Origin of the sequence: Natronorubrum texcoconense, from assembly GCF_900100335.1 — an archaeon.
GTDB lineage: Archaea > Halobacteriota > Halobacteria > Halobacteriales > Natrialbaceae > Natronorubrum > Natronorubrum texcoconense.
Map to the genome: position 1 here is coordinate 273,160 of NZ_FNFE01000006.1, position 18,759 is coordinate 291,918.

Below are 18,759 nucleotides of genomic sequence, written 5' to 3' on the forward strand. Positions count from 1 at the left end.
GTCGCGGACACACGCACCAGTCGCGGATCGGTGAGTACGAATGAACGAAATCGTCGACGCGGTACTCATGCTGATGCAGATGGCCGTCTTCGCCCTCTCGCTCGGACTGACGCTCATCAGCTTTCAGTCGTACACGCAAACCAAATCGAAGCGGCTGGAATCGGCGTTCATCGGCTTTGCCTTCCTCAGTATGGGCGTCGGGCTCACGACGATCAACTCGCAACTCTCGTCGGCCCCGACGCTGTTTTACATCGCCGAAACGGTCCCCTTTATCGTCGGGTTCGGCATGCTCTACCTCTCGCTCTATCGCTGATCCCGACTCAGTTTTCCGTCACTCGGACGCGGGCGATTCCATCGTTTCGACGCGCTCTCGGAGCCACGCTATCGCCGCCTCGACCGCGCGCTCGTCAGTCCCCCGCACGCGCAGTCGGCCGGGTCGATCCTCGCCGCGGGGATAGCTGCCGACGGTGACGTCGAACTCGTCGGTCACGCCCTCGAGCGCGTCGTGCAGCGATCCTTCGGGTGCGGGCGTGTAGATCGTCCGGGCAACGGCGTCGCCCTGAAACTCGTCGGCGACGTCGGCGAACGTGGCCTTCATCTCGTCGGGGATGCCCGCGAGGACGTAGACGTTCTCGACGACACAGCCCGGGGCCCACCCCGCGTCGGTGACGAGCGGCGTCGCACCTTCGGGGATCGACGCTGCGGCATCCAGATCGAGGTTCAGATCGTACTCGTCGACCAGATCCGGGTTCTCGTCGCGAAACGCGGCCGCCTTCTCGAGCAGTCGATCCCTGATTCGTTCGTGAACGACGAGGTCGCGTCCCAGTCCGTCCGCGACGGCTTCGACGGTGACGTCGTCGGGCGTGCCGCCGATCCCGCCGGTGACGATGACCGCGTCGAACGCGTCGGCCCAGCGAGCGACGTAGTCGGCGATGAGCGCTCGGTCGTCGGGAATCGTCAGGATCCGTTCGACGGTGCTCCCGCGCTCGGTGATCTGGGTCGCCAGCCAGGCGGCGTTCGTGTTCGTCGTCGTCCCGGCGAGCAACTCGTCGCCGACGGTGACGATCGCGACGTTCATACGGGCCGTTCGGCGCCACGACAGTTAGCGCCTGCGCTAGCCCCTCCTTCGAATCGTCTCTGCGGCCGGATCACTCGACCGTCACCGTCCGGCAGCTCTCGTGGGCCCCAGTATCGACGCAAACCGGGAACGACTCGCTGTCGCCCGACGGCTGGCCGGCCTGGAACTCGAGCGTGAGGTCGGCCGTCTCGCCGGCCTCGAGCGTCAGCATCTCGCTGTCCTCGATGGTGGGATCGTGGCCGACCACGAGATCGACGTCGGTCGTTCCCTCCTCGTCCCCGACGTTCTCGATCGTCGCGTTCACCGTGAGCAACCCCCCGCCTCCGACGGGAGAGTTCGTGGCCATCGACGCCACCTCGAACGTCGCGGGCGTCGGCTCCCCGTTTTGGCCGGTCTCGTCCTCCCACTCGGATTCGAACTCCGCGAGGCAGTCCGCCGCGCGCGGGTTCGAGTGGGTGATGCCGGCCACGGCGTAGTCGTCCGGATCGGTCGTCAGCCCGGTGATTGCCGTGCCGTACTCCCCATAGTCGGGGACGGTGACCGTAACCCCGTCGACGCCCTCGGAGACGGCCCCGCCGTCCGAAATTTCGAAGGTGATCGTTCCGGTAAACGGCGCGACGTCCTCGCCGATCGTGACCCCGTCCTCGATGATCGTGTTACCGAAGCCCGCCTCCGTGTAGAACCCCGTACTCGCATAGGCGATATCGCCCTCCTCGAACGACCCACTCACGGTCGCTCGCCCGCAGGATTCGAACGTGACGTCCCGTCCAGGGTCCGGTTCGCCGTTCCCGTTCTCCGCCTCCCCGACGACGACCGTCTCACAGGCCTCGTGGGCGCCCGTGTCGACACAGACGGGGAACTCCTCCGTGTCGCCCGCCGGGTGGCCGGCCTGGAACTCGAGCGTGAGGTCGGCGGTCTCGCCAGCTCCGAGCGTCAGCATCTCGCTATCCTCGACGGTCGGATCGTGACCGACGACGAGATCGACGTCGGTCGTTCCCTCCTCGTCGCCAACGTTCTCGATCGTCGCGTTCACGACGAGTACCTCCCCGCCCCCGACGGGGGAGTTCGTGGCCATCGACGCCACTTCGAACGTCGCAGGGACCGTCGATCCCCGGGGCTCTTCGCCGTCGTTGATCGCCGTCGTCTCGTCCCCTTCGTCCGCGGTACCCCCGGCGTCCAGACAGCCAGCGACCCCGATTCCGATCCCGGTTCCCGTGGTCGCGATAAACGTGCGCCGTTCCATAGCCGACGTATCGTGGTCACCACACATCAAACCATGTCTAATTTGTCACATCTGGTTATTTTCATCAACTCCTATTTGACCTATCTACAGCGGCGTATAACGCGGTTATTCAACATTCACGCACACAGAATACATCAACTCCCACAAATATATCCAGGGCGCTCTGATCGCTTCTACGGGGGTTCACTCATCGGGTGTGACGCCGGTCCCCGTGATCGGTTGTCGGTTTCCGTTCATGTGTGTTCGAGCGGTCGATCGATCCGCACTGGCACCGAACTCCCACCGAAACGTCCGGTAGCTGTCGTTCAAGAACCGCTACTCACGAGGTACGCTCCGTCTACAACCGTTGGCGGCGAGGAGTCACATCTCGAGGCTTCGGCCGCACCCGTAACGGCCTTTCTCGTCGGCCAAGAGACATAGTGACCATCGAAAGATTGCGCTGAAGCTCTTCGAACTGCAAACTCAGTTCGAAGAACACGTCTTCGATCCCTGCTACTATGCCTTCGTCTCCGAGGTCACGGCCGATTCACCCGAAAACTGTGATCACCAGAGGCTCACGAACGCGACGAGCAACAGCGCCCACTTGAGGAACGTCAGCTCACGCTCGTAGCCGTCGATCAGGGTGCGGAACGTCTCCGAATCGTGCTCCAAGACGATCAGCATCGCGAACTGCAGGAGACAGGCGGCCGCCAGCAGGTCGGCGGTCACGACCGAAACCGCAATCGCGACTGCAACCATCGCGACGACGAGCTCCAGAAGTCGTCCGAGATTCATCGGTAGTAGACGGGAAAGCCGCCCTCATAGTTCTTCGTGGTTGTAGTCGGTCAGGCCTCTCGGAGTCGCTCGAGTCGCTCGAGCGAGTCGGCACCCTCCGGATCCTTGTCGTGACGTACGGCCTGGAACCGGGGAAAGCGCAGCGCGTAGCCTGAAGAGTACGTCGGCGAGGTCTGAATCTCCTCGTAGCCGACCTCGAAGACGACTTCGGGCTCGAGGTCGACCTCCTGTCCGTCCTCGCTCGCGATGTACGGTTCGAGTAACTCGGTCAGCTCCTCGAGTTTCTCGTCGGTGATCCCGGTCGCGACCTTCCCGACGGTCTCGAGGGTCTGCGAGTTCACCGCAGAGCCCGAGGAACGTCGTTCCTCGCTGTCGTCACCAGCGCGCACGGAGAGCTCGAACGTCCCCAGGAACGTCGCTCGACGGCCCTCGCCCCACTCCGCGCCCGTGACGACGCAATCGAGCGTCTCGACGTCCGGCTTGCGTTTTCGCCAGTGTTTCCCGCGCCGACCCGGCGAGTACGTCGACTCGGGGTTCTTGAGCATGATCCCCTCGTGGCCGCCCTCGAGGGCCTCGGCGTCGATCGACTCGATCTCCTCGGGGTCGTCGGTGCGCCACAGCAGCGAAAGGCCCTCGATATTCGCCGCGTTCACTTCGGGGCCGTCCGAATCGGAAAGCACCGCTCGCAGTCGGTCGTGCCGGGTCGTCAACGGCTCTTCGAGCAGGTCGTCGCCCCCAGCGTGCAGGCAGTCGAAGAAGACCGGCCGGACGGTCACGTCCTCGCGGACTTTCTCGACGTCGTGTTTCCGCCGGAATCGTTTGAGGACCTCCTGGAACGGCAGCGGCGCGCCGTCGTCGTCGATCGCCACGACCTCGCCGTCGAGAATAACCGGCTCCTCGAGCGTTTCGTCGGCGTACTCGACGACCTCCGGGAGGGCGTCGGTGACGTCCTCCATGTTGCGCGAGAAGACGCCGGTTTCCGGGGCCGTCTCGTCGGACTCCGCAGGGCGATGGTGCAGTTGGATCCGAGCCCCGTCGTACTTCCACTCCACGGCCGCCTCCTCCCACTCCTCGAGCGCGTCCGTCACCGTCCCGGCCTGGGCGAGCATCGCCTGGACGGGGCGACCGACCTCGAGTTCCATCGCGTCGAGTCCATCGAGACCTTCGTCGCGGGCGACCCGAGCGACCTCGCCGTAGTCGTTCGATACCTGTAGCGCGCGCTCGACGCCCTCGACGGGCACGTCGAACGCCTCGCTGATGGCGTCCCGGACCGCCCCCTCGCCGACGCCGATGCGCATCTCCGAGAGGACGAGCCGAGCGAGATATCGGGCTTCCTCGCTCGAGCAGCGATTGAACAGTCCGAAGAGGAGGTCGGTCTTGCGATCCTGGCTGCCCGAGCCCTCGGCGGCGGCCAGCTCCGAAAGCGTCTCGAACACCTCGCGAACGGTCAACTCGTCGCCGGCTCCGCCGGCACTTCCCGAGTCGTCGTTTCCGGCCGTAAACGCACCCAACCCCTGTTGCCCGCCGAACTCGTAGCTCGCGGCCACCTCGCCGATCTCGCCCACCTCGGCGAGTCGGTCCTCGACGTCGTCGCTCCCCACGTTCGTCCCGGCCGCGCGGGCGATCGCCTCGTAACAGCTGTTCGGACCGATATCGAGCGTTCGCGACCGCCAGGCTGGGAAGACACGCCCCTGGACGAACCGGGCGACGATCTCGAGATCAGCGTCCGCGTCCTCGAGCACCGCTCTAACGAGGTCGACGATCTCGAGATCTGCGGGCTCGGCTTCGATCGCGGCGGCGCGGTCGGCGAACGTGGCGAACTCCATCGGCGGTGTGTATCGGCGGCGAGAGTAAAACGGTTCTGAGATCGACGAAGCGTCGTGTCGAGGGTCTGTGACAACGAACCGTGTGTCCCCACGACGACGTCGTCTCGAGGGGCAGACTTTAAAAACAGCCGGGCCGCACTCGGAGGTATGCCAGAGGAGGAACTCGCCGCGCGGGTCGCGGACGTGTTGGCGGTCGACGCCGAGGAGTTTCGCGCTCGGGCCGAGGCCGATGCCGAGGTGATCACGGACGCCATCCACGACGGCGTCTTCGACAACCCACAGGCGATCATCGGCTTCGAGTACGAGTTCTACGCGATCAAGAACGACGACTGTGCGCTGCGGCGGGTGCCGCGTCGCCTCCTCGAACTCATCGGCTTCGAGAAGGAACTCGGGCTCCACAACGCGGAGATGACGACCAGTCCACAGCCGCTGAACGGCCACGGACTCCTCGCCCAGGAGTCGGAGATCAAAGCCCGTCTGCAGACCGCACTCGACGTCACGCAGTCCGAACGCATGCGTCTGGTCAGCGACGCGCTCTGGACGATTCCCCCGGAAGGCGAGGACGCCGCGACCTACCTCACAGACAGCGTCGAACGGACGATGACCGACGCGAACGGCGACGAGCGATCGATCCGCGTCGCGACCAACATGAGCGACTCGGCGCGCTATCACGCGATGGCGAACACCGATCAGGCAGAATCTGCCGGCATGCGCATCGAGGCCCCGAACGTCTCGCTGCAGGCCGACACGGTCATGCCCGAGAGCCTCATCACCTCGATCCAGCCCCACTACCAGGTGGCCCACGCTCCCGATCTCCCGCTGTACTTCAACTACGCGCTGCGCGCTGCGGGCCCCCTCCTCGCCCTCGGCGTCAACTCCCCGTTCTTTCCCGCCGATCTGTACGACGACGACGCGACTCCCGAGGAGATCCTCGCGGACGCTTGGATGGAACACCGGATCAGCGTCTTCGAAACCTCGCTCAACGACCCCGCCGCGGCCGAGGGGAAAGTTCGATTCCCGCGCGACCTGGGAAGCGTCGACGAGGCCGTCGACCGGATCGTCGACGACGACACCATCGTTCCGATGCCCGTCGAACCGGGCGAGCGGTTCGACGACCAGTTCCCCCACTTTCGTCGCAAACACGGCACCTACTGGCGGTGGGTCCGCCCGGTCTTCGGCGGGCCGACCCGTTCGGCCGCCAACGCTCGCATCGAGTTCCGCCCTATTCCGTCCCAGCCGACCGTTCGCGACTCGGTCGCGTTCCTGGCCGCCTTCGCCGGCGTCCTCGAGAGCCTGACCCGGCTCGAGCACCCCGTCGTCGAACTCGACTGGCAGATCGCCCGCGAGAACTTCTACGGCGCGATGCGCGACGGGCTCGGCGCCGACCTGACGTGGATCACCAACGACGGGAAGGAGACGACCGACAGCCTCGAACTCTACGAGGATCTGCTCGCCCACGCCGAGGACGGCCTCACGAATCGCGGACTGACCGAAGAACAGGCCGCGAAGTACCTCTATCCGCTCCGGCGGCGCGTCCGCCAGCGGGTGACGCCCGCCCGCTGGAAACACGAGCAAGTGAGCGACGCGCTCGAGGACGGCGCGTCGCTCGAGGAGGCGATCGCGACGATGCAACGCGGCTACGTGCGCCGACAGGAGGAGACGCTGCTCGAGGGGAGTTTTGCGGACTGGATCGGTGATTGACCGGTTCGTATTCGCTCGTCGACGCCGCCGCGCATCGGTGAGGCTCGGGCCGCCGTCGGATCGCGGCGCCGTCGGAATCGTGTCGTTCGGCCGAATCCGATGTCGTGGCTCCGCTGGTGCCACCGGTCCTGCGGGTACACCCGGCCCGCGAGGGTGTCAGCACTCGACCGGTTCGACCCACTCCGTCGCGGGTTCCCCGTCCGGAATGCCCAGGAACGTCACGTAGGCGGCCGCACCACCGTCGCTGTCCGCGGTGTGGACCTCGCCGGGGTCGAAGAACGATTCGCCCGCCGCGTACGTGCGGGGGATGCAGTCGTGCTCCCACGTGACCTCGACCTCGCCTTCGACCATGTTGACGATGGAGACGCCCGGGTGTCGGTGCCAGCCGGACGTCCCGCCTTCCGTCCAGGTCACTTCGGCGACGATGACCGTCGATGCGTCCTCCAGGTCGACGACGACGGCGTCGTCCACGGCGCCATCGGTGTCGCCATCCGCTACAGGATCGTCGGTCGCGTCGGCGGTTTCGGCATCGGCGTCGTCGCCGGCGAACGTCAGTTCGAACGTGGCCGCCAGTTCGTCGGGGAACGGCGCGTGTTCTGCGATCACGTCGACTTCGAAGCCGTCGGGTTCGTCGACCGCGGGTTCCTCGTCGGCGGCACCGTCGGCATCGGTCTCGTGTTCGTCGTCCTCGTGTTCGTCGTCGTGTGCGTCGGGTTCGTGTTCATCGGCAGTTGCGGACGCGCTCAAGCCGAGCGTAGTCGCCGCGACCGCGCTCGCTTTCAGTACCGTTCGACGCAGGAGGCCGTCGATCCGTTCCGTGTCGCTAGTCATGTTTTCTCGTGATCCTATTTGTGTGCGGTCAGCGAGACGCTCTTCACGCCGTACTTCTGGCACGCCCCCTGGGCCTGCTCCGAGGTAAACTCGTACTGCGTGTTTTCGCGAACCTCGGTCACGTCGAATCCCGGCATCTCGATCAGCGACGTGTAGTCGTCGACCTGCTCGGCGCCGCCGATACACGCCGCCCAGAGATCCGCGTCAGTCTTGATGCTCTCGGCCAATCGCTGCTCGCTGATGATGTCCGAGATCGCCAGCCGACCGTCGGGTTCGAGCACGCGGCGCACCTCCTCGAAGACCCGGTCCTTTTCGGCGGAGAGGTTGATGACGCCGTTGGAGATCACGACGTCGAACGACTCGTCCTCGAACGGGAGGTTCTCGATGTAGCCCTTCTCGAAGGACACCCGTTCCATCCCCGCCGCATCTCGTAGCTCGCGCGCTTTTGCCAGTTGTTCGTCCGTCATATCCAGTCCCGTAACGCTCCCCGCCTCGCCGACGTGCAGCGCCGCGACGAAGACGTCCGTTCCGGAGCCGCTGCCGAGGTCGAGCACGCGTTCGCCCGGTTGTAGATCGGCGAGATCGAAGTGGTAGCCGACGCCCGCGAAGGACTCGAGGGCCTCGTCCGGAATCCGGTCGAGATCCGCCGGCGGGTAGCCGAGTCGCGCCGCCAGCGGACGTCCCATCTCGAAGTGGAACTCGCCGTCCGGTTCCGTCGCGACGTTTCGATAGACCGCTTTTACCTCCTGCTCGAGTTTGTCGACGTCGAGTGATTGTGACATGGGTTCGTCCCTCCGGATCTCTCGACCGAGCCGGTCCCGGAGGCGCTCGCGATCGTGTCGATGGTCCGTCCGAATCGGAGTTCGGCTTCGATATGCGTCACTCTCCGTGCGAATACCGCGCTACGGGCGTGGCCTGAGATCCCACTAGAGGCCGACGAGACAGCGGGATTTGTAGGCAACTGCTGGCGTTCGGGCAGCCGGTGACCGAAGCGCAGCCGGTGGAACGGCCGATCCCGTCGGGCGACGAGGAGCGCCGTCGATCCCGCAGAGGCGGCCGCAAGTGATTAAGTACCCACGCTCGAGAGTGTCGACTATGGTAACCTTCCTCTCCGGGGGCACCGGGACGCCGAAGCTGTTGGACGGTGCTGCCGCCGCGTTCTCGCCGGAGGAAACCACCGTCGTCGCGAACACGGGCGACGACGTCGAACTCGGCGGACTGTTCGTCTCGCCGGACGTCGATACGCTGTTGTTTCAGGGTGGTGGGGTGCTCGACCGCGAGACGTGGTGGGGAATCGACGGCGACACGCATCGAACCAACGCGGCGCTGTCGGACATCGCCTCGGCCGCGGGGCTGCCCGACGGCCCGCAGTATCTGCCCGACGAGAAACAGACCGCGGGACGCGAGATCGCCAACTGGCGCCGGTTTTCGGGGACCGGCGAGTTCATGACGATCGGCGACCGCGATCGGGCCGTCCACATCACGCGAACGAGTCTGCTGGACGAGGGGCTGACGCTGAGCGAGGCGACCCAGCGGCTGGCCGGCGCCTTCGGCCTGACGATCGATCTGTTGCCGATGAGCGACGACCCTATCGCGAGTCTCATCCACACCGACGAGGGGCTGATGCACTTCCAGGAGTACTGGGTCGCCCATCGCGGCGAGCCGACCGTCGAAACCGTCGAGTTTCGTGGGTCCTCGAACGCCGATCCCGCGCCGGGCGTCATCGACGCCCTCGAGGATACCGTCGTGATCGGCCCCTCGAACCCCGTCACGAGCATCGGCCCGATGCTGACGCTGCCGGGCGTGGCCGACACCCTCGCTCAGTCGACGGTCGTCGCGGTCTCGCCGTTTCTCGGCGACGACGCGTTCTCGGGGCCGGCGGGTGATCTCATGGCGGCGGTCAACGCCGATCCCAACACCGAAGGGCTGGCGACGGCCTACCCCTTCGCCGACGCCTTCGTCGTCGACGACAGCGACGACGCGGAGTTCGACCGGCCGACGATCCAGACCGACATCCGAATCGACTCGCCCGAGGACGCCGCACGGGTCACCCGCGCAGTCGAGAGCGCGATCGATATCGTCGACTGATCATGTTCGCCCCACCGCTCGCACTCGCGAGTCTCAGCGGTGAAGCGGACGCCCAGTGGGCCCGTGCGGGTGCCGACTACGCGGGCGCGGCGTTTCTCGGCGGCATCGCCCTCGACGACGACTCGAGAGCCGCGGCCCGCGACCTCGTCGCCCGGGACCGCAACGAGTTCCTGCCGGAGGACCCCCTCGCGTTCGTCGACGAGCAACTCGCCGCGCTCGAGGACGTCCCGATCCAGCCCGCGTTCAACGTCCGGAGCGCGACTCCGGGTCCGATCCCGGACGCGGCGCGGATCTGCCGGAGACACGACGCCTTCCTCGAGATCAACGCCCACTGCCGGCAGGACGAACTGTGTGCGGTCGGCTGCGGCGAGACGCTCCTTCGGGATCGCGAACGGCTCCGCACGTACGTCGAGCGAGCAGCCGAGACCGGGGCAATCGTCGGCGCAAAGGTCCGGGCGGAGGTTCCCGGCGTCGACCTGCCGGCGCTCTCGCGGGTCCTCGAGACCGCTGGCGCGTCGTTCGTCCACGTCGACGCGATGGACACCGAGTCGGTCGTCCGCGAGGTCGTCGAGGCGACCGACCTGTTCGTGATCGCTAACAACGGCGTCCGAGACGAGGCGACCGTCCGCGAGTACGCCGACTACGGCGCCGACGCGGTCAGCGTCGGGCGATCCAGCGACAACCCGGTCGTCCTCGAGCGAGTGCGTGGCGCCGTCGACAGACACCTCGGCGTCGAGAGCGAGGTTAGCGCATCGTCACAGTGAGCGGGCTGCCCACGTGGTGGTCCGTTCACGATCGCCGTATACTCGGCGTTCTAACAGGTTTTGGCGGCCCTAGCGCTTATTCGGGTTCCCGTGGAGAACACGTCCATGAACGGAATCCACGACCTCGGCGGGATGGACGGGTTCGGCTCGGTGGCCTACCCCGATACCCCCGACACCTTCGATCACCGGTGGGAGGGTGAGGCGTACGCCGCGTTCGTCGCGACGCTCGGCAACGAAATCGCCTCGATCGACGAGTTTCGTCACAGTATCGAACGCATGCCGCCGGCGCAGTACCTCGACTCGTCGTACTACGATCGCTGGACGACGGCGATCACGCGACTCCTGCTCGAGAACGACGTGATCGATCCCGAGACGTTCGTCGAACGGACGGCGGCACTCGAGGCCGGCGAGGCGACCGTGCCGGAGCGCGAGGTTCCCGGTTTGCTTTCGGAACTCGCAGCGGGAGTCGCAGCATCGTACGAATCCGACGCGCCCGCCGAGTCGTCGACGTTCGCAGTCGGCGACGCCGTCGTCGTCCGCAACGACCATCCCGACGGCCACACCCGCTGTCCGCGATACGCTCGCCGCGCCCGGGGAGAAATCGTCGCCGATCGCGGCGCGCACGTCCTTCCTGACGCCCGCGCCCACGGCGAGTCCGCGGCCGAACCGCTCTACCAGGTTGCGTTCGACGGCCGAGAGCTGTGGGGTTCGGACGCCGACGGCGACCTCGAGGTGACGATCGACCTCTGGGAATCGTATCTCGATCCAGCCGAGGAGGCCACCGATGACTGACGACTCACCGGCCACGACCGATACGGAATCCGAGCCGGACGAGTTCGACGTCGACGAACACGCCCGCGAACACGACCCCGAAGCGCGGGTTCGCGCGCTCCAGTCGTTGTTGATCGAACAGGAACTGCTCTCGAGCGACGCCGTCGACGACATCATCGCGACCTACGAACACGAGATCGGCCCGAAGAACGGGGCTCGAGTCGTCGCTCGCGCGTGGACCGACCCCGACTACCGGGATCGATTGCTCGCGGAGGGGATGTCGGCCGCAGCCGAGGTCGCGGACGTCGACGAGGACGTCGTCGATATCGAAGTCGTCGCGAACGCGCCTGACGAGCACCACCTCGTCGTCTGTACCCTCTGTTCCTGTTACCCGTGGGCGCTGCTCGGGCTGCCGCCGACGTGGTACAAGACCCCCGAGTACCGCTCCCGAGCCGTGAAAGATCCGCGAGGGCTGCTCCGCGAGGAGTTCGGGACCGACTTGTCCGACGACCTCGAGATCCGCGTCCACGACAGCACGTCCGAACTCCGATACATGGTGCTCCCGCAACAGCCACCCGAAACCGAAGGAATGACCGAAGACGAACTGGTCGACCACGTGACCAGAGACGCCATGATCGGCATCGATCGACTCGCCGGGGGACAGAATGGCTGACCGCGACGAACGCCCGAGCCCCGGACTCGCGGCACTCGAGGGCGAGGAGACCCCCACGTTCGACGCGCCGTGGCAAGCCCGCGCGTTCGCCATCGCGGTCGCGCTCTCTGCCGACGGTGCCTACGAGTGGGACGCGTTTCAGGATCGACTGGCCGCCGAGATCGAGCAGGCCGACGACTCTGCAGTTCCGGCCGACCGAACGGCCTCCGAGGCGGACTACTACCGTCGGTGGCTCGCCGCCCTCGAGCGACTGCTCGTTTCCGACGGGGTTCTCGAGTCGGGAACGCTAACCGAACGGACGCGGGAGTTCGCCGTCGGTGATCGAGACGCGTCCGAGTGGGTCGAGGGCGAACACGACCACGATCACGGTGCTGCGGGTTCCGATGCGCACGACCACGGTCACGACCACTCTCGGTAACGATCGCCAGTATCGAGCGCGCGCTCGGCGATCGAGTACTCGCCGAGTCGGAGGGGCTGTCACAGGAGCCAACGGTGAACGAGGGCGACGTCGTGACGCCCCTCGTTGCCAGCGATCCTAAAGCGTCGCTATGTGTGTGCGGAGGGCTTTCAGTGGTGTGGACAATCCGAACGTAAAGTATGACGAGTTCGGACGAACACGCAGGCGATATGCGCTGGGGCTGGACCTGTCCTCGCTGTAACGCGGACGTCCCAGTACACAGAGACGGCGGTTCGGAGACGTTTCTCTGGGCGTGTCCGACCGACGACTGTCCGTCGGTCGGGTTCGGGTTCAAATCGCGGCGCCGGGCCCGGATCGCACTCCGGGAGTACCGCGAGGCGTATCGGAACATCTACCGCTGATCTCGTTCGGCGGATCGCCTCGAGCACCACACGCCGAACGGACACTCGGATCCACAGTCATTAACCCGCCCGAATCGTAGCTATCGGCATGCGAACGCCGGCGCAGAACGCACATCTGGCACTCCTCCTCGAGGTTGCGGGGACGCCCAAACCGGGCAACGTCGACCGACATCGCGACCTCGAGGACCTGCGGTTCGAACACTTCCTCGCGGGCGCGGTGGGGGCTCAGCGGGGACTCGAGCAGGCGGCCAACGGCGGCGCGGTCGGTCCCGCGTTCGAGCGCAGCGTCGAAGGGATGGCCGCACAGGGCGGCGGCAACACCCAGTTCGGGGCGCTCCTGTTGCTCGTTCCGCTCGTTCGAGCCGCTGCCGACGACCTCTCCCAGCCCGTCGTCGAGGCGATTTGTGAGGATACCACCGTCGCGGACGCCGCCGGCTTCTACCGCGCGTTCGACCACGTCGACGTCTTCGTCGGCGAGCCGCCCGCGGAGATGGAACCGCTCGACGTCCGCCGGGGGAGCGACGCGGTGCCCGCCCTCGAGGAGCGCGGACTGACGCTGCTCGATATAATGGAGCAGAGCGTTCCCGGGGACGACGTCGCCCGCGAGTGGGTTCGGGGCTTCGAGCGCTCCTTTGTCGCCGCCGAACGGCTCGCCGAGGCCGACGGCCCGCTGACGGAGCGCGCCGCAGCCGTCTTCCTCTCCTTGCTCGCCGAGCGCCCCGACACGCTCGTCGCGACCCGCAGCGGTGAGGCCGTCGCGCAGGAGGTGACCGAACGTGCGGCCGAACTGGTCGAACGAAACGCCCTCGAGACCGACCGGAAGATCGTCGAGCGATTCGCCGACGAACTCGTCGAGCGCGGCGTCAACCCGGGAACGACGGCTGATATCACGGCGGCGGGGTTGTTCATCGCGCTCGAGCGCGGGGCGATCACCGTATGACTGGCGACGGGTTGTCGGGGAACGATGATTTCGATGCCGAGCCGATCGCCGAGTGGCCCGTCTCCCTGTCGGGCGTCACCGAATCCGTCGTCGCGACGCTCGGTCCGAACGGCCTGTGGAACCTGGCCGCGCTCGGTCTCTTCGCCGCGGATTCCGGAGACGATTCGATTACCGCGCGAACGTGGGGAAACACCCGGACCCGGCGCAACTTCCACCGTCAGGGCGAGGGCTACGTCCTGTTCGTCGACGACCCCGTCGTCTTCGCCGACGCCGCGCTCTCGATCGTCGAGCGCGAGGAGCCCGTACTCGAGTCCGCGCACGCGTGGGCCCGCGTCTCAGTCGAGCGAATCGATTCGGGAACTGACGACGGGACCGACTGGGAGGAGTGGGCGCTTCGGCCCGCCGAATCCGCCGTCGAGACCGAGACGGTGCCGACGATCGACCGCGGCTTCGCGGCCGTCGTCGAGGCAACCGTCGCCGCCTCCCGCCTCGACGTCGCGGGCTACGACGAGGACGAACTGCGCCAGCGACTCGCGTACTTTGCCACCGTCGTCGACCGCGCCGGGAGCTTGCGCGAGCGCGAGGCGCTCGAGCGCGTGCGCGAGCACTCCGCGTGGTGAATCGGGACGATCGCGGCCGTGTATTCGCTATTACCGAAGCTAAATTTAAATAGGAAGCCGAGGCCAAGCGCGGCCACATGGTGCTCCACTTCAGACAGGCGACGAGTATCTTCGCGAAAACCATGCCGTTCGTGCTGCTCAGACTGGGGATCGGCGTGTTACTCGGTGTGCTCAGCATCCTCTACTTCGGCGTGATTCTTTACGTCGGCTACAGGCTGCTCGGGGCGGGAACGATCTCCGGCTGGATCGCGATAGCCGGCCTCCTCGTAGCGATCGGGTTGTTCGCCTGGCTCTGGCGACTGTTCAGCAGGTACGTGCTCTACCTAATCAAAGCGGGCCACATCGCCGTCATCGCCCACATCGTCGAGACCGGCGAGGTGCCCGACAACCAGATCCAGTACGGCAAGGGACAGGTGACCGAACGGTTCACCGAAGCGAGCGCGCTGTTCGCCGTCGATCAGGTGATCAAAGCCGTCGTCAAGCAGTTCAACAGCGGCGTGGTCTCCTTCTCGAAGCTGTTCAGTTTCGTTCCGGCGCTGAAGAAACTGATCCGACTCGTCGGCAAAGCGATCGCGATCGCGGCCTCCTACATCGACGAAGCGATCATCGCCCACATGTTCGTCAGCGACGAGGAGAACCCGTGGCGATCCGCCCGCGACGGCGTCGTCCTCTACGGGAAAAATTGGAAGCCGGTGCTCGGCTCGACCATGCTTATCGTGCTCGGACTGTACGCCGCCGCGTTCGCGCTCTTGCTCGCCCTGACGCCGATCGCGAGCGTCCTGAGCGGGCTCTCGGCAACGGTCGAAGTCGCCGGCTGGATCGTCGTCGGTGGGCTCTTTCTGACCCTCTACACCGGCTTCCTCAAACCGTGGGTGAAGACCGTCGTGATCACCACGTTCCTCGTCGAGTCTCGAGACGAGACGCCGGACAGCGAGACGATGGACCGGATCGCCGCACGATCCGACCGGTTCCAGGAACTCGTGAGCAAGGCCGACGACGACGCGCCGGCCGAACGGCCGCCACAGTCCGAAGAGCGGCCCGTCGCGGGCAGCGGGGCCTAACGCTCGGTCGATCTGCCTTCGCATCGTCGAATCTTCGTCTCGTAATCGATCGCGACTCGAACGGTCTCGAGCGGACGCGTCGCCGCTCGTCAGTGGCGACGGGGGTGGGGGTTTCCGTAGCGCCAAAGAGAAAGGGATTAAGAGCCTCTGGACGGAACCTTCCTCCATGGCAATCAAACCGGCCTATGTCAAGAAGACCGGGAACCTCCTCCTGGAGCGGTATCCGGAGGCGTTCACGACCGACTTCGAACAGAACAAAGACAGCGTCACGAAGCTCACCAACGTCGAGTCCAAGGGCGTCCGTAACCGCATCGCCGGCTACGTTACCCACAAGAAAAGCGCCCAGACAGCCACCGCATAAGCCCGCTTTTGTCCTCGAGTTCCGACCGTCGTGAGCGACGGCACTCGCCACCGTTCCGGGAGATTGTCCGCAGCGTCGAATCCTGGTAGCCGACTTCCGTAGCGGTTCGCAGCTCCAGTCTCACGGGCCGTCTGACATTGCTCTCAGCGCGATACAGTCGGTACTGAAACTGCTTCGATGAACAGTACTAGTCGTTCGCTGACAGGTCTCTGTGCGACGGAAACCCAAACGGTTTTGCGCACACAACTCCGAGTCCGGGAAAATGGCAGTACGAGTTGGCCTCCTCGGTGCGACCGGTGCCGTCGGACAGCGTCTGATTCAGCTTCTCGACCCCCACCCGGAGTTCGAGATCGCCGCATTGACCGCGAGCGAATCCAGCGCCGGAAAGAGCTACCGGCAGGCCGCAAAGTGGCGCGTCGATAGCCCCATTCCAGCGGACGTCGCGGAGATGACCGTCGTCGAAACCGACCCCAACGAGGTGCCGGACGACGTCGACCTCATCTTCTCGTCGCTCCCCTCGAGCATCGGGGCGGAGGTCGAGCCCGGCTTCTGTGAGGCCGGCTACGTCGTCTCGTCGAACTCCTCGAACGGCCGGATGGACGACGACATCCCGCTGGTCATCCCCGAAGTCAACGCCGACCACCTCGACCTACTCGAGGTCCAGCGCGACGACCGCGGCTGGGACGGCGCGATGGTCAAGAACCCGAACTGCTCGACGATCACCTTCGTCCCCACCCTCGCCGCGCTGGCCGAGTTCGGTCTCGAGAAGGTCCACGTCGCGACCCTCCAGGCCGTCTCCGGCGCGGGCTACGACGGCGTCAGCTCGATGGAGATCATCGACAACGCCATCCCCTACATCGGCAGCGAGGAGGACAAACTCGAAACCGAGTCCCGAAAGCTCCTCGGCAGCTTCGACGGCGCCGAGCTGAGCCACAACGAGGTGGAAGTCGCGGCCTCGTGTAACCGCATCCCGACGATCGACGGCCACCTCGAGAACGTCTGGGTCGAGACCGAAGACGAGCTGACCCCCGACGCGGCCGCCGAGGCCATGCGGGAGTACCCGTCGATCGACCTTCGCTCCTCCCCCGACCCGCTCATTCACGTCTTCGAGGAGCCCGACCGTCCACAGCCACGGATGGACCGCACGCTCGGCGACGGTATGGCCATCGCCGCGGGCGGGCTCCGCGAGTCCGCCTTCGGACTCCAGTACAACTGTCTCGCACACAACACCATCCGCGGTGCGGCGGGGGCGAGCGTACTGAACGGCGAACTGTTGCTCGAGAACGGCTATCTCTAAGTCGTTTTCACTCGGATTTTAGTAATTTCTTCGCGACAGACCCTGCGTGGTTTGGCAGGGCCCACAAGTAGGGATGGACCCAACGGAGCGTATGCTTCCCGTGATCTCCGATCCAGAATCCCTGACACCGGTTTCCGCGAACGCGTCGACGGGATCCACCGACGAGACGGGCCGAGCGTTCGACCTGCTCGCCGATCGGCGCCGCCGAGCCGTCCTCGAGTATCTCGCCGACCGCGACGAGCCGGTCTCGCTGGGCGATCTGGCGGACCACGTTACCCTCGCGGAGCAGGGTCAGACCCGCGGTACGATCGCGGGCTGTGGCGACGCGTTGCTCGGGACGCGACGACGCGTTCGGATCTCGCTTCGCCACCACCACGTGCCGAAGCTCGCGGCGGCCGACGCCGTCGAGTTCGATCCCGAAGCGAACACCGTCTCCGTTCGGGAGACGGGCACCGATCTACTCGCTCGACTGGAGACAGCTACCGAGTAGCGTGGCGGCTGCAAGCACCACGTCCAGTAGTCAGCCGAAAAATGCATGAAACGATGCCTACTGAGGAGCAGGCGGTACAGCTCCTAGTCGAACTGGGGCTCACGGAATACGAGGCTCGCTGTTTCGTCGCGCTTTCGCGCGTCTCGACGGCGACGGCGTCGGAGATCGCCACCCTCTCGGACGTGCCGCGCTCGCGGGTGTACGACGCAGTCGACCGGCTTCACCGGCGAGGACTGGTCGACATCCAGCAGTCCGAGCCGCGCGAGTACCGGGCGATTTCGAAGGCGGCCGCGCTCGAGTCGCTGAAAGAACGGTACGATACGACGCTCGAGGCGACCGACGACGCCCTCTCGGAACTCCGTTGTTCGAAGGGTGGAGACGACTTGGAGGAGAGCGGAGCGTGGGCGATAGCCGACCACGACCACGTCACCAATCGGGTCGGGCGCTTTCTCGAGGAAGCGACTGAGGAGGTGTACGCGCTTCTCGCCGACGAGAGCGCGCTCGATCGACAGTTTCTCGAGCAGCTCGCCGCGGCGAGCGAGCGCGGCGTCGATACGCGGGTCGAAGTCTCTTCCGAGGAGATCGAAGCACGAGTACTGGATGTGACACCGGAGACTACCGTCGTTGTCACGGATCTCGCGGACGACCCCGCCTCGCTGAACGTCAAGCGCCTCGGCCGGATCGTCATGGTCGATCGTCGATCCGTGCTGCTCGCTGCGGTCGCAGACCGAACCCGTCCGGGACAGATCGAAGAGACGGCGATCTGGGCCAGCGGACCGGATCACGGGCTGGTCGTGGGTCTCCGACACGTTCTCGGAGCGCGGATCGACTCACAGAACGTCTTCGTCTGAAGCTATCTTTCGGTCCGATACAGCACTCACCGCGGACTCAGGCGTCCGTCTGTGGCAGCGCGACGACCGGGACGGACGCTTCCTTGACCATCCGCCGTGCAACGTCCCCGGTAAGGAGTTCCGCCAGTCGGTTCCCCTCTCGAGCCGTGAAGACGACGGCGTCGGCGTCTCGGTCCCGGGCTTCGTCGAAGATCCGTTCGACGATATCGGTCCCGTAGAGCACGTCCGTCTCGACCGTCGCATCGGTCGTCTCGAGCGTCCGTCGGATTCGCTCGAAGATTTCGTCGGCGTACTCCTCTCGCTGTTCCATGGGAGCCTTGTCGATCCCGCCGCCCGACTTTTCGATCACGTTGACCGCGATGACCGTGCTGGTCGGAGTCAGATGCGGAGCGAGCGCCGCAGCCGTCCGCTCGCCGTCGTCCGGATCCGCCGCCGGGACGACGACCGTGCCGTCGAAGGTGAGCGTCATCGGGACGCCTCCGCGCTTTGGGTCGCTCGATTACGAACGATCGTCGAATCGACAGTCGGAGTCGGTGACAGCGCCATACCCGAGATTCGGGCCGGCCACTGA

General features: G+C 65.9%; 22 protein-coding genes. 15 read left to right on the forward strand and 7 right to left on the reverse strand.

Annotated features, from left to right (window positions below; all coding sequences use genetic code 11):
• Window positions 1-40 precede the first annotated feature (40 nt).
• Window positions 41-313 (forward strand): DUF7521 family protein, encoded by a 273-nt coding sequence (locus tag BLT08_RS17950; protein WP_090310700.1) that lies wholly within the window; start codon window positions 41-43, stop codon window positions 311-313.
• Window positions 314-331: 18 nt separating this feature from the next.
• Here BLT08_RS17950 and BLT08_RS17955 read toward each other — a convergent pair whose 3' ends face one another.
• The 4 genes from BLT08_RS17955 to ligA form a co-directional block, all read right to left on the reverse strand.
• Window positions 332-1,078: a competence/damage-inducible protein A gene (locus tag BLT08_RS17955; protein ID WP_090310702.1), complete on the reverse strand. Its 747-nt coding sequence runs from the start codon at window positions 1,076-1,078 to the stop codon at window positions 332-334.
• A gap of 70 nt (window positions 1,079-1,148) precedes the next feature.
• The gene (locus tag BLT08_RS17960; RefSeq protein WP_090310704.1) at window positions 1,149-2,321 is read right to left on the reverse strand and encodes a hypothetical protein; all 1,173 of its coding nucleotides are present in this window, start codon (window positions 2,319-2,321) and stop codon (window positions 1,149-1,151) included.
• Window positions 2,322-2,864: 543 nt separating this feature from the next.
• Entirely contained in the window at window positions 2,865-3,095 is a 231-nt protein-coding gene (locus BLT08_RS17965; protein WP_090310706.1) for a hypothetical protein, read from the reverse strand.
• 50 nt (window positions 3,096-3,145) lie between these two features.
• Window positions 3,146-4,921 (reverse strand): ATP-dependent DNA ligase LigA, encoded by a 1,776-nt coding sequence (gene ligA, locus BLT08_RS17970; RefSeq protein ID WP_090310708.1) that lies wholly within the window; start codon window positions 4,919-4,921, stop codon window positions 3,146-3,148.
• A gap of 147 nt (window positions 4,922-5,068) precedes the next feature.
• On the opposite strand from ligA, the gene BLT08_RS17975 reads away from it, so the two are divergent.
• On the forward strand, window positions 5,069-6,622 hold the full coding sequence (locus BLT08_RS17975; RefSeq protein ID WP_090310710.1) for a glutamate-cysteine ligase family protein: 1,554 nt from the start codon (window positions 5,069-5,071) through the stop codon (window positions 6,620-6,622).
• Between the two features lie 156 nt (window positions 6,623-6,778).
• On the opposite strand, the gene BLT08_RS17980 is transcribed toward BLT08_RS17975, so the two are convergent.
• Window positions 6,779-7,453 carry a cupin domain-containing protein gene (locus BLT08_RS17980; protein ID WP_090310712.1) on the reverse strand — a complete coding sequence of 225 codons (675 nt, stop codon included), beginning with the start codon at window positions 7,451-7,453 and terminating at the stop codon, window positions 6,779-6,781.
• Between the two features lie 14 nt (window positions 7,454-7,467).
• Window positions 7,468-8,235 (reverse strand): methyltransferase domain-containing protein, encoded by a 768-nt coding sequence (locus tag BLT08_RS17985; protein ID WP_090310714.1) that lies wholly within the window; start codon window positions 8,233-8,235, stop codon window positions 7,468-7,470.
• Window positions 8,236-8,548: 313 nt separating this feature from the next.
• On the opposite strand from BLT08_RS17985, the gene cofD reads away from it, so the two are divergent.
• The 13 genes from cofD to BLT08_RS18050 all read left to right on the forward strand — a co-directional run bounded on the left by cofD (window position 8,549) and on the right by BLT08_RS18050 (window position 18,188).
• On the forward strand, window positions 8,549-9,541 hold the full coding sequence (cofD, locus tag BLT08_RS17990; RefSeq protein WP_090310716.1) for a 2-phospho-L-lactate transferase: 993 nt from the start codon (window positions 8,549-8,551) through the stop codon (window positions 9,539-9,541).
• Between the two features lie 2 nt (window positions 9,542-9,543).
• Window positions 9,544-10,305 (forward strand): beta/alpha barrel domain-containing protein, encoded by a 762-nt coding sequence (locus BLT08_RS17995; RefSeq protein ID WP_090310718.1) that lies wholly within the window; start codon window positions 9,544-9,546, stop codon window positions 10,303-10,305.
• Window positions 10,306-10,410: 105 nt separating this feature from the next.
• Window positions 10,411-11,097 carry a nitrile hydratase subunit beta gene (gene nthB / locus BLT08_RS18000; protein WP_090310720.1) on the forward strand — a complete coding sequence of 229 codons (687 nt, stop codon included), beginning with the start codon at window positions 10,411-10,413 and terminating at the stop codon, window positions 11,095-11,097.
• On the forward strand, window positions 11,090-11,749 hold the full coding sequence (nthA, locus tag BLT08_RS18005) for a nitrile hydratase subunit alpha (RefSeq protein ID WP_090310722.1): 660 nt from the start codon (window positions 11,090-11,092) through the stop codon (window positions 11,747-11,749). The genes nthB and nthA overlap by 8 nt, the downstream gene beginning before the upstream one ends.
• The gene (locus BLT08_RS18010) at window positions 11,742-12,167 is read left to right on the forward strand and encodes a nitrile hydratase accessory protein (RefSeq protein WP_090310724.1); all 426 of its coding nucleotides are present in this window, start codon (window positions 11,742-11,744) and stop codon (window positions 12,165-12,167) included. Before nthA ends, BLT08_RS18010 begins: the two co-directional genes overlap by 8 nt.
• A gap of 179 nt (window positions 12,168-12,346) precedes the next feature.
• Entirely contained in the window at window positions 12,347-12,568 is a 222-nt protein-coding gene (locus BLT08_RS18015; RefSeq protein ID WP_090310726.1) for a hypothetical protein, read from the forward strand.
• Window positions 12,569-12,656: 88 nt separating this feature from the next.
• Window positions 12,657-13,508, forward strand: a complete 852-nt coding sequence (locus BLT08_RS18020) for a triphosphoribosyl-dephospho-CoA synthase (protein WP_090310727.1) — start codon at window positions 12,657-12,659, stop codon at window positions 13,506-13,508.
• Window positions 13,505-14,128 carry a DUF447 domain-containing protein gene (locus BLT08_RS18025; RefSeq protein WP_090310729.1) on the forward strand — a complete coding sequence of 208 codons (624 nt, stop codon included), beginning with the start codon at window positions 13,505-13,507 and terminating at the stop codon, window positions 14,126-14,128. The genes BLT08_RS18020 and BLT08_RS18025 overlap by 4 nt, the downstream gene beginning before the upstream one ends.
• 77 nt (window positions 14,129-14,205) lie before the next feature.
• Window positions 14,206-15,189, forward strand: coding sequence for a hypothetical protein (locus BLT08_RS18030; RefSeq protein ID WP_090310731.1), 984 nt, complete (start codon window positions 14,206-14,208; stop codon window positions 15,187-15,189).
• Between the two features lie 166 nt (window positions 15,190-15,355).
• Window positions 15,356-15,550, forward strand: coding sequence for a 30S ribosomal protein S17e (locus BLT08_RS18035; RefSeq protein WP_090310733.1), 195 nt, complete (start codon window positions 15,356-15,358; stop codon window positions 15,548-15,550).
• A 262-nt stretch (window positions 15,551-15,812) separates the two neighbouring features.
• Window positions 15,813-16,847, forward strand: a complete 1,035-nt coding sequence (asd, locus tag BLT08_RS18040; protein WP_090310737.1) for an aspartate-semialdehyde dehydrogenase — start codon at window positions 15,813-15,815, stop codon at window positions 16,845-16,847.
• 91 nt (window positions 16,848-16,938) lie between these two features.
• Window positions 16,939-17,337: a DUF7344 domain-containing protein gene (locus tag BLT08_RS18045; RefSeq protein WP_090310740.1), complete on the forward strand. Its 399-nt coding sequence runs from the start codon at window positions 16,939-16,941 to the stop codon at window positions 17,335-17,337.
• Window positions 17,338-17,390: 53 nt separating this feature from the next.
• Window positions 17,391-18,188: a TrmB family transcriptional regulator gene (locus BLT08_RS18050; RefSeq protein WP_090310742.1), complete on the forward strand. Its 798-nt coding sequence runs from the start codon at window positions 17,391-17,393 to the stop codon at window positions 18,186-18,188.
• 37 nt (window positions 18,189-18,225) lie between these two features.
• Here the strand turns inward: BLT08_RS18050 and BLT08_RS18055 are convergent, their stop codons facing one another.
• Entirely contained in the window at window positions 18,226-18,657 is a 432-nt protein-coding gene (locus BLT08_RS18055; RefSeq protein ID WP_090310743.1) for a universal stress protein, read from the reverse strand.
• Between the last annotated feature and the right edge of the window lie 102 nt (window positions 18,658-18,759).

What these genes read in the sequence shown, in the direction of transcription:
- BLT08_RS17950 (WP_090310700.1), top strand. Translation starts at nt 41, where the DNA reads ATGAACGAAATCGTCGACGCGGTACTCATGCTGATGCAGATGGCCGTC.
- BLT08_RS17955 (WP_090310702.1), bottom strand. Translation starts at nt 1,078, where the DNA reads ATGAACGTCGCGATCGTCACCGTCGGCGACGAGTTGCTCGCCGGGACG.
- BLT08_RS17960 (WP_090310704.1), bottom strand. Translation starts at nt 2,321, where the DNA reads ATGGAACGGCGCACGTTTATCGCGACCACGGGAACCGGGATCGGAATC.
- BLT08_RS17965 (WP_090310706.1), bottom strand. Translation starts at nt 3,095, where the DNA reads ATGAATCTCGGACGACTTCTGGAGCTCGTCGTCGCGATGGTTGCAGTC.
- ligA (WP_090310708.1), bottom strand. Translation starts at nt 4,921, where the DNA reads ATGGAGTTCGCCACGTTCGCCGACCGCGCCGCCGCGATCGAAGCCGAG.
- BLT08_RS17975 (WP_090310710.1), top strand. Translation starts at nt 5,069, where the DNA reads ATGCCAGAGGAGGAACTCGCCGCGCGGGTCGCGGACGTGTTGGCGGTC.
- BLT08_RS17980 (WP_090310712.1), bottom strand. Translation starts at nt 7,453, where the DNA reads ATGACTAGCGACACGGAACGGATCGACGGCCTCCTGCGTCGAACGGTA.
- BLT08_RS17985 (WP_090310714.1), bottom strand. Translation starts at nt 8,235, where the DNA reads ATGTCACAATCACTCGACGTCGACAAACTCGAGCAGGAGGTAAAAGCG.
- cofD (WP_090310716.1), top strand. Translation starts at nt 8,549, where the DNA reads ATGGTAACCTTCCTCTCCGGGGGCACCGGGACGCCGAAGCTGTTGGAC.
- BLT08_RS17995 (WP_090310718.1), top strand. Translation starts at nt 9,544, where the DNA reads ATGTTCGCCCCACCGCTCGCACTCGCGAGTCTCAGCGGTGAAGCGGAC.
- nthB (WP_090310720.1), top strand. Translation starts at nt 10,411, where the DNA reads ATGAACGGAATCCACGACCTCGGCGGGATGGACGGGTTCGGCTCGGTG.
- nthA (WP_090310722.1), top strand. Translation starts at nt 11,090, where the DNA reads ATGACTGACGACTCACCGGCCACGACCGATACGGAATCCGAGCCGGAC.
- BLT08_RS18010 (WP_090310724.1), top strand. Translation starts at nt 11,742, where the DNA reads ATGGCTGACCGCGACGAACGCCCGAGCCCCGGACTCGCGGCACTCGAG.
- BLT08_RS18015 (WP_090310726.1), top strand. Translation starts at nt 12,347, where the DNA reads ATGACGAGTTCGGACGAACACGCAGGCGATATGCGCTGGGGCTGGACC.
- BLT08_RS18020 (WP_090310727.1), top strand. Translation starts at nt 12,657, where the DNA reads ATGCGAACGCCGGCGCAGAACGCACATCTGGCACTCCTCCTCGAGGTT.
- BLT08_RS18025 (WP_090310729.1), top strand. Translation starts at nt 13,505, where the DNA reads ATGACTGGCGACGGGTTGTCGGGGAACGATGATTTCGATGCCGAGCCG.
- BLT08_RS18030 (WP_090310731.1), top strand. Translation starts at nt 14,206, where the DNA reads ATGGTGCTCCACTTCAGACAGGCGACGAGTATCTTCGCGAAAACCATG.
- BLT08_RS18035 (WP_090310733.1), top strand. Translation starts at nt 15,356, where the DNA reads ATGGCAATCAAACCGGCCTATGTCAAGAAGACCGGGAACCTCCTCCTG.
- asd (WP_090310737.1), top strand. Translation starts at nt 15,813, where the DNA reads ATGGCAGTACGAGTTGGCCTCCTCGGTGCGACCGGTGCCGTCGGACAG.
- BLT08_RS18045 (WP_090310740.1), top strand. Translation starts at nt 16,939, where the DNA reads ATGCTTCCCGTGATCTCCGATCCAGAATCCCTGACACCGGTTTCCGCG.
- BLT08_RS18050 (WP_090310742.1), top strand. Translation starts at nt 17,391, where the DNA reads ATGCCTACTGAGGAGCAGGCGGTACAGCTCCTAGTCGAACTGGGGCTC.
- BLT08_RS18055 (WP_090310743.1), bottom strand. Translation starts at nt 18,657, where the DNA reads ATGACGCTCACCTTCGACGGCACGGTCGTCGTCCCGGCGGCGGATCCG.